Here is a 13,678-nt window from a genome sequence, read left to right as displayed (position 1 = left end):
ATAGGCTGGGGGTGTGTCCGACATCCAGTCCCCCTGCTTCCCGGCATCATCCGGGTCCCGTGGCCGTCTCACCGGCCGGTGGGGGCGCTGGTGACGGTGCAACGTGAAGAGGGGCGCTGGACGGGCGCGAGTGCGCCGCGCTCCGAATTCGTTCCAGCACCGCGGCCCGACTCGCAGATAGAACCGGCGGCGGTGCCGCTGATGAACATCGCGAATGTGCTGACCGTACTGCGCATCGCCCTCGTACCGCTGTTCCTGCTGGCCCTGTTCGCCGACGGCGGCCACGACCCGAACTGGCGGTGGGCCGCGGCCGCGCTGTTCGGCATCGCCGCCATCACCGACCGCTTCGACGGGCAGTTGGCCCGCAAGTACGGCCTCATCACCGATTTCGGCAAACTCGCCGACCCGATAGCGGACAAGGCGCTGATCGGCGCGGCCCTGATCGGGCTGTCCGTGCTCGGCGATCTGCCGTGGTGGATCACCCTGGTCATCGGTGTGCGCGAGATCGGCATCACGCTGCTGCGGCTCGCGGTGGTGCGGCGCGGTGTGATTCCCGCCGGTCACGGCGGCAAACTCAAGACCCTGGTGCAGTCGGTCGCCATCGCGGTGCTGGTGCTGCCGCTCGAAGGCGCTTGGGCCACAACGGGAATGGCGTTGATGTACGTGGCCGTGGTGCTGACCGTCGTCACCGGTCTCGACTACGTGGTGCAGGCGGCCCGGCTCTGGTTCGGGTCACCCCGCCACTCCGCCTGACGGGTCCGCGCCCATGACCACCTCCTCGACCGATCCGCTCACCGCCGAGGCGCCCGCCGCCGATCTGGTGCGCGCGCTGATCGCCGCGCGGCAGACCGTCGCCACCGCCGAATCCCTCACCGCCGGACTGCTCGGCGCCACCATCGCCGGGGTGCCGGGGGCGAGCGCGGTGTTGCGCGGCGGTCTCATCGTGTACGCGACCGACCTCAAGGAAACCCTCGCCGGTGTGAGCGCCGACACCCTGGCCGCCGACGGTCCGGTCGCCGCGAGCACCGCCGAACAGCTGGCCGTGGGCGCGCGGCAGCGTTGCGGGGCCGACTGGGGAATCGGTCTGACGGGGGTGGCCGGACCCGATCCGCAGGACGGCCGCGAGGTCGGAACGGTGTTCCTGGGCCTGTCCGGTCCGGAGGGCACCGAGGTTGTCCGGTTGAAACTGTCGGGAGACCGGTGGACGATCAGGGTGAGTGCGGTTCGGGCCGCGATCACCGAACTTCTCCGCGGCCTGCGGAGCGGTTGAGGGGGCCGGGAACGCGCGGGCGGTGCTGGACGTTGTCCAGTCAGACGCTGAGTCCGGCGACGAGTGAGGAGAACGAGATGACGCTGCTGCGAGAAGCGATCGGGGAGAGTCTGCGGCGCGCTCGGGTCGCCCAGAGTCGGACGCTGCGTGAGGTCTCCACCTCGGCACGGGTGAGTCTGGGCTATCTGTCCGAGGTCGAGCGCGGCCGAAAAGAAGCTTCCAGCGAACTATTGGCAGCCATCTGCCAAGCCTTGGATCTGCCGCTGTCGCAGGTCCTCTTCGATGTCAGTGCCGCCATGGCCGACGCCGATCAGGCGCGTCGTGAACCCGAGCGCGAGGCCGTCGGCACGGCCGCGCCCGCCCGCGACGGTGAGCGCGAGGAGTCGGTGCCCGCGCGTGCCAGCGCCGCTCCGGCGAACGCGGTGGCGGCTCCGGTGAAGGCGCGCGGCGCGGGTTTGACGCCGCGCGGTGGGGACGGCGCGTTCGGCCCCCGCATCGTCATTCCGGCGCCGAAGTCGGATCGGCTGGTGCTGGTTCCGGCGGAGTGATAGCCCGGGTGGTGACGACTGTGAGCTGTGTGGTGGAGCCGAAAGGGATAAATTCTCGGTAGGCTTTGAGCCAGAGTTGTTGTGCGGCGACGGTCCCCTCCGGGGGACCGCCGAGGATCTCAACCGGCTCGACTGCCGCGCAGTGGAGGATAGGGACACAACGGGGTGCGTGACGGTCGCGCACTATGTCGCGCACACCCGCGCGGCACGTCAGATGGAGGCGGGATCAATCGATGGCTAATCCGTTCGTCAAGGCCTGGAAGTACATGATGGCCCTCTTCGACTCCAAGATCGAGGAGCACGCGGATCCGAAGGTTCAGATCCAGCAGGCTATCGAGGAAGCCCAGCGCCAGCATCAGGCCCTGTCGCAGCAGGCGGCGTCCGTGATCGGCAACCAGCGTCAGCTGGAGATGAAGCTGAACCGCCAGCTCGACGAGGTCGAGAAGCTCAATGCCAATGCCCGGCAGGCGGTTATGCTCGCCGACCAGGCCTCCGCCGCGGGCGATACCGAGAAGGCGATCCAGTACACGAATGCCGCCGAGGCGTTCGCCGCGCAGCTGGTCACCGCCGAGCAGGCCGTCGAGGATCTGAAGGTGCTGCACGACCAGTCGCTGCAGGCCGCCTCGCAGGCCAAGAAGGCGGTCGAGCAGAACGCGATGCTGTTGCAGCAGAAGGTCGCCGAGCGCACCAAGCTGCTCTCGCAGCTGGAGCAGGCCAAGATGCAGGAGCAGGTCTCCGCCTCGCTGCAGCAGATGGACTCCACGCTGTCGGCCCCCGGCACCACCCCGAGCCTGGATGCCGTGCGCGAGAAGATCGAGCGCCGCTACGCCAATGCCCTCGGCTCCGCCGAACTGGCCCAGAACTCCGTGCAGGGCCGCATGCTCGAGGTCCAGCAGGCCTCCATCCAGATGGCTGGCCACAGCCGCCTCGAGCAGATCCGTGCCTCCATGCGCGGCGACGCCCTGCCCTCCGGCGGCCAGGCCGGTCAGCTCAACCAGGGCCAGACCGCCGCCAACCCGGCCCCGGCCCAGCTCAACAAGGACCGCAGCGCGCAGCAGCAGTGAGCGCGCCACAGCAGTAATCGAAAGGCATCGACCGATGGGGAGATCGCGGGCGGAAGGCGAGCCCGCGGTCTCCCGCGCCCGTTTCCGCCGCAAGCCGGTAGCCGAGCGCCCCGTCCCGCCCCCAACCGGCTTCTCGATCCCGCTGTTCCCGACCGTGCCGATCCAACGCCCCACCCCCGAAACCCCTGCGACCCAACGGCCGTCGCAGCCGCCGCACCCGCCCACCGACAGGCCCTACGGCGAAGCCCCGAACCGCGACCACACGACCGGCCCCCATCAGGCCACTTCCTCAGGCGCATCAGAGGCCACACAGCGCGCGAGTCGGGCGTGGAACCCCTTGCCCGGCTTCGACGTCGGTGCCGCTCGCGAGAGCTGGGCACCAGCCGATCGCGCGGAACGCGAGGTGTGGGGCGAGTCCGATGCGCGCAGCGAGCGGAATGCGGGAGAGCGGCGGGCTGGTCCGGCTCCGTCGTACGGCGCGCGGGCGTCTGAGGGCACTCGTCGGGGTGGTAAGCGTCGGTCTGTTGCCGCCGAGACGATGCGGGAGATGTTGGCTCCCACCGGGATCGAGCCCGAGGAGTTGACGCAGCGGCTGCCGGAGACCTTGCGGGGGATGGGGGAGCAGGCGTTCTCGGCCGTGCGGAAGTGGGCCGATCCTCGGGAGCGGGAACTGCGCAAGCGTCGGCGGGTGCGGCGGCGGAGTCTGCGGTTGGGGACCGCGTCGGGGGTGACGACCATTGGAACCATTGGGCTGGTGTTGATTTCGGCTCCCGCGTGGGCGGTGGTCGTGGTCGGCGGTGGTGCGGTGGCCTTGGTGACCGGTGCGGCCGTGACCACCAAGCGGTATCTGCAATTGCGCAAGGACCCTTTGCCGCCAGCGGCTTTCGTGCCACGGAAGTTGCCGCCGTTGCGATCGGCGGCGCGGGCGGCGATCTCGCGGCTGGTGCGGGCCGAGCGCGCCATGCACGGGCTCGGTAATCAGATCGCGCAATCCGGTCGGCTGCCCGCCGACGATATCGTCGACACCCTCGAGACGGCCGGTTCCGGTGCGGCCGCCCTCCACGCGCTCGCCGCGGACCTGGTCGCCATGGAGAACGCGGCGGGCATGCTCGGACAGGCGAATTCCCCACTCGGCGAGCACATTCGCGCCATCGCGGTACGCCTCGACAGCGGTGTCGCCGAGTACGAGCAGATGGTCACCGCCGCCGCGCGCGTCCTCGCCGTCCCCGAAAGCGCCGCCCTGGGCGACGATCTCGGCTGGGCCATGGCCAACCTGCGTGATGCCGCCGACCGCCTCGACGGCTGGGCACAGGCCCTCACCGACCTCGCCGACAGCCGCTTCCGCGCCGAGCCGCCCCGGTACTGAGCGGCCCCTACCGGTCCGCGCTGCCGCTCGGAAGGGTCGAGCCGAGACCTTCGGCGGCCCGCCACTTTTCCTGAAACGAATGTCCGCCCTGCGGTGACCCGGCCTCAGGGTATACCCGGAACTTTCCCCGATATCGCTGCTGACCTGGTGTTTTTCGAATGCACGACTGTCAGTATGGGAGATGTCGGATCGCGCGTTCGCCGGTTCGGGACTTCGGGAGGTAGCAATGCTGTGGAAGATCATCGGCGTGGTCGCGGTCGTCTGGATCGCCCTGGCCATTATCGGGGCGCTCATCAAGGGGCTGTTCCCGATTCTCATGATCAGCCTGGTCGTATTCGGTCTGTACCTGCTGTACAAGGCGGTATCCGGATCGGACAAGAACACGGTGAGCAAACTGTAGGCGTTACAGGCAAGCCGGTCGGGCTGTCCGCGAAAGTGGTCGCGTACAGCCCGATTCGCGTATGAGCAGCGGAAATCGACGCTGTTGACGCCGGGCACGAGATTCTGGCAAGGTGCAGGCTACCTATTAGGTGAGCCTTACTTTACTTAGGAGTCTTGTGCGGATACCACCACGTGGGCGGCGTGTCCTGAGCGTCGTTCTCGGTCTGCTGCTGGCCGCGTCCGTCCTCAGCGCCTGCGGTAGCACCGACAGCGCCGCCACCGGCGATATGCCCGCGGTCACGCCCGAGGCGGGCGCCTACCCCGTGACGGTCGAACACCGCTTCGGCGCGACCACCATCGAGCAGGCCCCCAAGCGCATCGCGGTCGTGGGCTACGCCGACGACGAATACGTCCTGGCCTTCGGCGCGGTGCCCGTACTCACCCGCAAATGGTTCAACGATCAGGTCGAGGACTGGAAAGTCCCCTACCTGCAAGGCAAATCGCAGAACCTCGTGGACCTGGGCTCCGCCGCGATTCCGGTGGAGAAGGTCGTCGCCGCCAAACCGGATCTCATCATCGGCGTGAATTCCGCCATGACGCAGCAGGATTACGATTCGCTGTCCAAGATCGCCCCGGTCATCGCCCCGCGCGCCGGATACATCGACTACGGCATGCCGTGGCAGGACAAAACCCGCCAGATCGGCGCGGCGCTGGGCCAGCCCGCCAAGGCCGAACAGTTGATCGGCGAGGTGGAGGCGAAATTCACCGCCGTCCGCGCCGCGCATCCGGAGTGGGCCGGACGCACCGCCGCCGTGGCCACCTACAGCAACGGCCAACCTCGCGTCTTCGGCCGCGAGGACGGACGCTCCCGGTTCTTCCAGAACCTCGGCTTCCGCACCCCCACCGAATACGACGCTCTGACCGGCGACAAATTCTTCGTCGATGTCTCCCTCGAGAACGCCCGCCTACTCGACCAGGACCTGCTGATCTGGGATCAGTTGTCCTACACCGCGGGTGGCCGCCCCACCATCACCGGCAATCCGTCGTTGGCCGTCCTGGCGGCCATGCGCGAGAACCGCGCCATCTATCTGGAGAACTCGGTGGAGAAGGCCTTCGGCTGGCAGACCATTCTCTCCATTCCGGTCGCACTCGACGGCATCGTCCCGTTGATCGAACAGACCACGCCGCGAAACTGACCGGCGGATGGCGTCTTCGACACTGACGAGACCCGGCGCGACCGTGCGCCGGGCCCCGCGCCGTCGCCGCGTGATCGGGCTGTCGCTACTGGTCTGCGCCCTGCTCGTCGGCGTCGCGGCCTCCCTTGCCGTGGGCGCGCACAGTATCGCCCTCGGCACGGTGTGGACCGCGCTGTTCGACCGATTCACCACGGACGCGGCCGATATCGCGGCCATGACCCCGGACCGCGCCGCCCGCAACGACGCCGCCATCACCATCCGCACGCTGCGCCTGCCCCGAACTCTGCTCGCCATCGCGGCGGGCGCGGCCCTGGGCACCGCCGGTGCGCTCATTCAGGGCCACACCCGCAACCCCATCGCCGATCCGGGCCTGCTCGGCGTCAACGCGGGCGCGGCCTTCGCGGTCGTGGTCGCCGTCGCGGCGCTGGGGTTGCGCTCACCGTCGGCCTACGTCTGGTTCGCGTTGGCCGGTGCGGGACTCGCGGCGGTGCTGGTGTTCGGCCTGGCCCAAGCCGCCGACGGCGGACCGCTGACCCTGGTCCTCGTCGGGTCCGGCCTCACCCTGTTCCTCAGCGCCCTCACCTCGGCGACGGTGCTCTCGGATACCAACGCGCTCAATGTCTTCCGCTTCTGGAACACCGGCTCCATCGCCGCGCGCGGCTTCGATGTGCTGTGGGTGACCCTGCCGCTCATCCTGCTCGGCCTGATACTGGCCTTCGCCCAGGCGGGTGTGATCAATATGCTCAACCTCGGCGAGGACGTGGCGCGCGGCGTCGGCGTCGATATCGTCCGCTCCCGCCTGCTCGGCCTGCTCGCCCTCACCCTGCTCGCCGGTGCGGCGACCGCTGCCTGCGGGGCGATCGCCTTTGTCGGACTGATGGTTCCGCATCTCGTGCGCCGTCTCACCGGCCCGGATCACCGCTGGCTGCTGCCGTACGCGGCGCTGGCCGGAGCCGTTCTCGTCCTGCTGGCCGATATCGCGGGCCGAATGGTCATGCGCCCCGGCGAGATTCCCGTCGGCACCATGCTCGCACTGTTGGGCGCACCGTGTTTCGTGGCGCTGGTCTGGTCCGGTCGAGTGAGGCGCGGGTGAGCACACTGCTGCGGCGCACCCGCCCACCCGTGCGCCTGGGGCCGGTCTCGACGGTGTGGCGACCGCGAATGGTGTTGGCGCTCATCGCCCTCGCCGTGCTCATCGTGGTGCTGGCGGCCGCCACCGTGGCGATCGGCGAATACCGCATACCGCTGCCGGAGGTGTTCGCCACCCTCGCCGGAGCCTCCGGTGATGCGGGAACCCGCCTGGTGGTCATGGAATTTCGACTCCCGCGCGCGGTGCTCGGCATGGTCGTCGGCGCGGCGCTAGGCCTGTCCGGCGCGATCGTGCAGGCGGTATCCCGAAATCCGTTGGCCTCACCGGACATTCTCGGTATCACCGCCGGGGCGGGCGTCGTCGCCGTGGCCGCCGCGACCGGCGTCACCGGCATCGGCCTGCTCACCGGGCTGATCGGGACGAACGCCGCCGCCATCGCGGGCGGACTGCTCACCGGGTTGGGCGTCTACCTGCTGGCCTCGCGTCGCGGCGTGGACGGCTACCGCCTCATCCTGATCGGCATCGCCGTGACGATCTTCCTGCGCGCCATCAGCGAATGGCTCATCGCACACGCGGATGTGCGCCACGCCGCCGCGGCGCAGACCTGGTTGAGCGGTTCCCTGGACGGCCGCGACTGGACCGATGCCACGGCGGCCGCCGCGGGGCTGTTCGTCTGCGCCGCGGCGCTGTTCCCGGTCGTGCGCACCCTCGGCCCCCTGCAATTGGGCGACGACTGCGCGGTCGGCGTCGGCGCCCCGCTGGGCCGCGACCGCGCCGCGTTGTTGATCATCGCGGTCCTGCTGGCCGGGGTGGCCGTGGCCGCCGCCGGACCCATTCCCTTCATCGCCTTCGCCGGTCCCCAGATCGCCATGCGCCTGTGTCGCGCGCCCAGCCCGCCGCTGCTCGCCTCGGCGCTCACCGGATCGGCCCTGCTCCTGGGGTCGGATTGGGTGGCGCGCACCCTGTGGACCACGGAGTTGCCCGTCGGCGTCGTCACCGCGCTGTTCGGCGGCCCGCTGCTGATCGCGCTGGTGTTGCGTCGCGGTCGGCGCACCACCCGCTGACCCCGGGGGAATCCAATGCGCCACCGGTATGTTGACCGCGCTATGGCAACCGCAATTATCGCCACCGCATACGGTGGACCCGAGGTCCTGACCGCCGTCGAGGTCGAGGTGCCCGCACCAGGCCCCGGCGAAGTCACCATCGAGGTGCGTGCCGCGGCGGTGAACCCCTTCGACTACAAGCGCTACGACGGCACCTTCGGCACCGACCCGAAGCTGCTGCCGCTGCGCATGGGCGGCGAGCTCTCCGGCGTGGTGACGGCGGTGGGATCCGATGCGGTCGGACCCGCTGGCCCGATTCGCGTGGGTGACGAGGTGCTGACGCGGGTGGACGGCGGCGCGTACGCCACCGCGCTCAATGCCCGCGCCGCGCGGGTCATCCCCAAACCCGTCGAGGTCAGTTGGGAGATCGCGGCCAGCATTCAATCGGTCGGCGCCACCGCCGTGCACACGCTGGCGGCCACCGGTGTCGGCTCGGGGGATACCGTCCTGATTCACGGTGCGGCCGGAAGCGTCGGTTCGATCGCGGCACAACTGGCCGTGGCCCGAGGCGCGCGCGTCATCGGCACCGCCGCACCGTCGCGCCATGAGCGTTTGCGCTCCTACGGCGTCGAGCCGGTCGCCTACGGGCCGGGGTTGGTCGATCGCGTACGGGCCTTGGCTCCCAACGGAATCGACGCCGCCATCGACACGGTCGGCACCGACGAAGCCGTGGACGTCTCGCTCGAGCTGGTCGCCGACCGCCCGCGGATCGCCACCATCGTCGCCTTCGGCCGCAGTGCGCAGGCCGGTATCAAGGCGCTCGGCGGCGGGCCCGGCGCGGACCCCGGCACCGAAATCCGGGCCAACGCGTGGCGCGAGCTGCTGGAGCTGCTCAGCGCCCGCAAGCTCGATGTCGTCATCGCCGCGACCTACCCGCTCACCGAGGCCGCCGCCGCTCATCGCTTCGTCATGGAAGGCCACGCGGGCGGAAAGGTGATCCTGCTGCCCTGATTCGGGCAATTCCCCATCGGGCGTGACCTCGTTCGCATATGTTGTTGCCCACAACATTTGGTCGTGGGCGGCCACACCCCAGTGACCGCCGCTCGAAAGGTCACCCCGATGAGGACGAAAAACCGTCTCCTGCCAAGCAATTCCCGCCGTCGCCCGCTGTATGCCGCCTGCGCCCTAGCCATGTCGGGCCTGCTCGCCCTGACCGCGTGCGGCTCCAATACCACCGACCACGACGACCACACGACCTCGCCGGGCGGGGGTGGCGGCAATGGCACGGTCGGCGTGATCCTGCCCGAGACCGCCACCTCGGCCCGCTGGGAATCCTTCGACAAGCCCATGCTCGAAAAGGCCCTGCGCGCCGAGGGTTTCGACGCCGATGTGCAGAACGCCCAGGGCGATGTGCAGAAGTTCAGCACCCTCGCCGACGGCATGATCGCCCAGGGCGTGAAGGTGCTCGTCATCGCCGCCATCAACAGCGAGGTCGGCAGTGCGGTGGCCGCCAAGGCCAAGCGGGCGGGTATCCCGACCATCGACTACGACCGGCTCAGCCTCGGTGGATCCTCGGACTACTACGTCTCTTTCGACAATGTGCGAGTCGGTGAACTGCAAGGCCAGGCGCTCGCCGACGCCTTGAAGGACAAGCCGGGCGCGCAGGTGATCGAAATCGAGGGAGCCCCTACCGACAACAACGCGACGCTGTTCCACCAGGGCCAGACGAATATCCTGAAGCCCCTTTATGATTCGGGCGCGCTGAAGCTGGTGCACAGCCAGGCCATCGACGGCTGGGACAACCAGAAGGGCGGCACCGTCTTCGAACAGCTGCTCACCGGCAATGGCGGCAAGGTCGACGGCGTGGTCGCCGCCAACGACGGTCTCGCGGGCGCGGTCATCACCGTGCTCAAGAAGAACGGCCTCAATGGTCGCGTCCCGGTCACCGGCCAGGACGCCACCGCCGAAGGGCTCAAGTCGATTCTGCGCGGCGACCAGTACATGACGGTGTTCAAGCCCATCCAGGACGAGGCCACTGCCGCCGCGAAACTCGCTGCCGCCCTGGCGAAGGGCGACACCGCCGCCGCGGATGCGTTGGCGCAGGGCGTGAGTCAGGACCCCAAGGGCAAGCGGGACGTGAAATCCGTGCTGCTGACCCCGAACACGATTACCAAGGCACAGGTCAAACAGGTGATCGACGCGGGGTACATCAAGGCCGCCGACGTCTGTGGCGGTGACCTGAAGGCCGTCTGCACCGAACTCGGCCTCGGCTGATCTCCATGAGTGAGCAGTTGCTCGACATCACCGGGCTGAACAAGAGTTTCGGCCCGGTGCATGTACTGCACGATGTGGATCTCACCGTCCCGGCCGGATCGGTCACCGCCCTTGTCGGCGACAATGGCGCGGGAAAATCCACGCTGGTGAAATGCATTGCTGGAATCCATGCCGCCGACTCCGGCACGGTGCGGTTCAAGGGCGAACCGGTCCGGTTGCACGGACCGAAAGACGCTGCCGCCCTGGGCATCGAGGTGGTGTACCAGGATCTCGCCCTGGCCGACAACCTCGATATCGTCGCCAATATGTTCCTCGGCCGCGAACGCGGCCGCCCGTGGCTCATGGACGAGGCGAGTATGGAGGAGGCGGCGCGCCGCACCCTCGCCTCGCTGGGGGTGCGCACCGTGCAGTCGGTGCGCGCACCGGTCGCGGCGCTGTCGGGCGGGCAGCGCCAGACCGTCGCCATCGCGAAAGCCGTGCTGTGGAACAGCAATCTGGTGCTGCTCGACGAACCGACCGCCGCCCTCGGCGTGGCCCAGACCCGCCAGGTGCTCGACCTGGTGCGCAGGCTCGCCGAACAGGGGTTGGGTGTCGTGCTCATCAGCCACAACCTGGCCGACGTCTTCGAGGTGGCCGACCGTATCGCGGTGCTGTACCTGGGCCGGATGGCGGCGCAGGTGCGCACCGCCGATGTCACCCACAGCCAGGTGGTGGAGCTCATCACCGCGGGCCGCTCCGGTGACCTCGGCCTGGCGCGACCGGAAGCCGCCGTCCTGTGAAAGACCGTGCTGTGAAAGACCGTGCCGTGAAAGACACCGAGATGACCCACGCCGCCGAACCGGGCACCGCCGCGGACTTCGGGATAGACACCACCACCATGAGCACCCGGGAAGCGGTGCGCGACTATGTGATCCGCGTGCGCTCCGGCGAAATCGGTTCACTGCCAGCCATCTTGGGACTCATCGCGCTGGTGGTGCTGTTCTCGGTGCTGTCGGATGTATTCCTCTCGCTCAACAATATGGCCAATCTGCTGGCCCAGGGCGCGGGCCAGACCATCATCGCCATCGGCATCGTCTACGTGCTGCTCATCGGCGAGATCGACCTCTCGGCCGGTACCGCCTCCGGCGTCGCGGGCGCGGTGCTGGCCATGCACTACGTGGAGAACGGAAACCTGCTGTCGGGCATGGGATCCACCGTCTTCGTGGTCTTCGTGGCGCTGCTGCTGGTGGCGGCGCTGCTGGCCGCGCTGTTGCGGATCTGGCCCGGTGTGGCCATGTCGCTGCTCGGCGTCGCCATCGCCACCATCGGCTTCGAGGCGAATCCGTGGATCGAGATGCTGCTCGCGGTCTGTGTGGGCACCGCCATCGGGTGTATCACCGGATTCCTCATCGCCAAGATCGGTATGCCGTCCTTCGTGGTGACATTGGCGCTGTTCCTGGCCTGGCAGGGCGTGATCCTCCAACTCATCGGTGAGGGCGGGGTACTCGGCATCAGCTCCTCGCACGTGCTCGACCAGGTCGCCAACGGCAATCTGTCGACCGTGGGCAGCTGGGTATTGTTCGTGGTGGCCGCCGGAGGGTACGCCGCGGTCACCTTGGGCGGACATGTGCTGCGGCGCAGGCGTGGACTGGTGACCCGGCCGACACCGCTCGTGCTCGCGAAAGTCCTGGCGCTCATCGGATTCGCGGCCGTGGTGACGGTACTGCTCACCGTGAACCGGTCGCCGAGCGATCTCATCGAGATCTCCGGCGTGCCGTACGTGGTGCCGATCGTCTTGGCGCTGTTGGTCATCGGCACCTACGTCCTCAACCGCACCACCTACGGCCGCCACATCTACGCGGTCGGCGGCAACCGGGAGGCGGCGCGCCGCGCCGGTATCGACGTAACCCGTTTGCGGGCCAGCACTTTCGTCATCTGCTCGTCCTGTGCGGCCATCGGCGCGATCGTCTACTCGTCCAAGGTCGGCTCGGTCGATCCGCAGGCGGGCGGGCTCAATACGCTGCTGTTCGCGGTCGGCGCGGCGGTGATCGGCGGCACCTCCCTCTTCGGCGGCAAGGGCCGCGTCGCCGACGCGGTCGTGGGTGGCGCGGTACTGGCCGTGGTGTCCAATGGTCTCGGTCTGCTGCGGCAGCCCGCGGCCGTGGTCTCCATCGTCACCGGCCTGGTGCTGCTGCTCGCCGCCACCGTCGACGCCCTCTCGCGACGGCGTGGTGCGGTGGCCGAATAGGCTTTGCTGCCATGACCGTCGCCCGCCCGGACGAGGTGCGCCGCTACAACCGGTCCAGTCTGCTGCGGCTGCTGCATACCGGCGGACCGGCGACCCGGGCGGCCCTCGCCACCGATCTCGGACTCAACCGGTCCACCATCAAAATGCTGGTGGACGGACTCGCCGAGGCCGGACTGGTGGAGGAGCGGGTACCGCGCCAGGCCGTCGCGCCCGGGCGCGGTGCGGGCCGCCCGTCGCTGCTCGTACTGCCGCGCCCGCAGGCGGCGGTGGTGCTGGCGGTGGACGTGCAGGTCGAGCGCGCGGTCATCGCGCTGGTCGGACTGGGCGGCCAGATCCTCGGGCGCAACAGCTGGAATCTGTATGGACGACAACGGGATCCGGCCGAACTCATCACCCACGTCGCCGAATCGGCGCATCTGCTCGCCGAGGATCTCGGGGTGCGCGCCGTCGCCGCGGGCATCTCGGTGCCGGGGGTGGTGCGCCGCGGTGACGGACACGTGCACGCCGCCGCCAACCTGCACTGGACCGAGGTGGCGTTGGGGCGGCGCATGAGCGGCGTACTCGGTGTCCCCGTGGCGGTCGCCAACGACGCCGAACTCGGGGCGCTCGCCGAACACGTGCGCGGTGCGGGGCGCGATTCCGGCGACGCCGTGTTCGTCTCCGCGGATGTCGGTGTCGGCGGCGGACTCGTCGCGCAGGGCAGACTGCTGCGCGGAGCCGCCGGATACCTCGGTGAGATCGGGCATATGACGGTGCGCCCCGATGGCCGCGCCTGCCACTGCGGCAACGAGGGGTGCTGGGAGACCGAGGTGGGCCAGGCGGCGCTGTGCCGGGCGCTCGGCCTGCCCGAGCACAGCCAACGCGGCACCATTGTCGCGGAACTGCGTGCCTTGGAACGGGATTCGGATCCGCTCCAGCGGCTGGGGGAGTACTCCGACTGGCTGGCACTCGGTCTGGTGAACGTGGTCAATGTGCTCGGCCCGGAACTCGTCGTTCTCGGCGACCTGTTCACGGCGCTGCCCGACGCGGTGGTGGCGGAGCTGGGGGAGCGGGTGCGTCGCCGCAGTATCGTGAGCCGGGCGCTCGGCGGTGTTCGCATCGAGAAGTCCACGCTCGGAGCGGATTTGAAGCTGTTGGGCGCGGCGGAGGCGGCCTTCGAGGGCATTCTCGGGGCGCTGTGAGACGGCGAACGGGACTGCGTCCGGCGTGGATCCTGTTG

14 protein-coding genes are annotated in these 13,678 nt (G+C 69.1%); all 14 read left to right on the top strand.

Annotated features, from left to right (window positions below):
* Positions 1 to 90 precede the first annotated feature (90 nt).
* The 14 genes from pgsA to ACIBH2_RS08520 all read left to right on the top strand — a co-directional run bounded on the left by pgsA (position 91) and on the right by ACIBH2_RS08520 (position 13,640).
* Positions 91 to 753: a CDP-diacylglycerol--glycerol-3-phosphate 3-phosphatidyltransferase gene (gene pgsA / locus ACIBH2_RS08585; RefSeq protein WP_397114898.1), complete on the top strand. Its 663-nt coding sequence runs from the start codon at positions 91 to 93 to the stop codon at positions 751 to 753.
* A gap of 13 nt (positions 754 to 766) precedes the next feature.
* Complete coding sequence (locus ACIBH2_RS08580; RefSeq protein ID WP_397114896.1) at positions 767 to 1,270, top strand: CinA family protein; 504 nt, start codon at positions 767 to 769, stop codon at positions 1,268 to 1,270.
* 77 nt (positions 1,271 to 1,347) lie between these two features.
* A complete protein-coding gene (locus ACIBH2_RS08575; RefSeq protein ID WP_397114894.1) occupies positions 1,348 to 1,818 on the top strand; it encodes a helix-turn-helix domain-containing protein in 471 nt (156 codons plus the stop codon).
* A 233-nt stretch (positions 1,819 to 2,051) separates the two neighbouring features.
* Positions 2,052 to 2,882: a PspA/IM30 family protein gene (locus ACIBH2_RS08570; RefSeq protein WP_397114892.1), complete on the top strand. Its 831-nt coding sequence runs from the start codon at positions 2,052 to 2,054 to the stop codon at positions 2,880 to 2,882.
* Positions 2,883 to 3,429: 547 nt separating this feature from the next.
* The gene (locus ACIBH2_RS08565) at positions 3,430 to 4,248 is read left to right on the top strand and encodes a hypothetical protein (RefSeq protein ID WP_397114890.1); all 819 of its coding nucleotides are present in this window, start codon (positions 3,430 to 3,432) and stop codon (positions 4,246 to 4,248) included.
* Between the two features lie 226 nt (positions 4,249 to 4,474).
* Positions 4,475 to 4,648, top strand: a complete 174-nt coding sequence (locus ACIBH2_RS08560) for a hypothetical protein (protein WP_397114888.1) — start codon at positions 4,475 to 4,477, stop codon at positions 4,646 to 4,648.
* A gap of 157 nt (positions 4,649 to 4,805) precedes the next feature.
* Complete coding sequence (locus ACIBH2_RS08555) at positions 4,806 to 5,825, top strand: ABC transporter substrate-binding protein (RefSeq protein ID WP_397114886.1); 1,020 nt, start codon at positions 4,806 to 4,808, stop codon at positions 5,823 to 5,825.
* A gap of 7 nt (positions 5,826 to 5,832) precedes the next feature.
* Positions 5,833 to 6,918, top strand: a complete 1,086-nt coding sequence (locus tag ACIBH2_RS08550; RefSeq protein WP_397114884.1) for a FecCD family ABC transporter permease — start codon at positions 5,833 to 5,835, stop codon at positions 6,916 to 6,918.
* Positions 6,915 to 7,979 carry a FecCD family ABC transporter permease gene (locus ACIBH2_RS08545; protein WP_397114882.1) on the top strand — a complete coding sequence of 355 codons (1,065 nt, stop codon included), beginning with the start codon at positions 6,915 to 6,917 and terminating at the stop codon, positions 7,977 to 7,979. The genes ACIBH2_RS08550 and ACIBH2_RS08545 overlap by 4 nt, the downstream gene beginning before the upstream one ends.
* 42 nt (positions 7,980 to 8,021) lie before the next feature.
* On the top strand, positions 8,022 to 8,969 hold the full coding sequence (locus tag ACIBH2_RS08540) for an NADP-dependent oxidoreductase (RefSeq protein ID WP_397114880.1): 948 nt from the start codon (positions 8,022 to 8,024) through the stop codon (positions 8,967 to 8,969).
* Between the two features lie 108 nt (positions 8,970 to 9,077).
* Positions 9,078 to 10,232, top strand: coding sequence for a sugar ABC transporter substrate-binding protein (locus ACIBH2_RS08535; RefSeq protein ID WP_397114878.1), 1,155 nt, complete (start codon positions 9,078 to 9,080; stop codon positions 10,230 to 10,232).
* Positions 10,233 to 10,237: 5 nt separating this feature from the next.
* Positions 10,238 to 11,011 carry an ATP-binding cassette domain-containing protein gene (locus ACIBH2_RS08530; protein WP_397114876.1) on the top strand — a complete coding sequence of 258 codons (774 nt, stop codon included), beginning with the start codon at positions 10,238 to 10,240 and terminating at the stop codon, positions 11,009 to 11,011.
* A 26-nt stretch (positions 11,012 to 11,037) separates the two neighbouring features.
* A complete protein-coding gene (locus ACIBH2_RS08525) occupies positions 11,038 to 12,459 on the top strand; it encodes a sugar ABC transporter permease (protein ID WP_397114874.1) in 1,422 nt (473 codons plus the stop codon).
* Between the two features lie 11 nt (positions 12,460 to 12,470).
* Positions 12,471 to 13,640 carry an ROK family protein gene (locus tag ACIBH2_RS08520; protein ID WP_397114872.1) on the top strand — a complete coding sequence of 390 codons (1,170 nt, stop codon included), beginning with the start codon at positions 12,471 to 12,473 and terminating at the stop codon, positions 13,638 to 13,640.
* Positions 13,641 to 13,678 lie beyond the last annotated feature (38 nt).

This window comes from Nocardia sp. NPDC050406 (genome assembly GCF_044459025.1).
Lineage (GTDB): Bacteria > Actinomycetota > Actinomycetes > Mycobacteriales > Mycobacteriaceae > Nocardia.
This window is presented reverse-complemented; position numbering and strand designations above follow the sequence as displayed.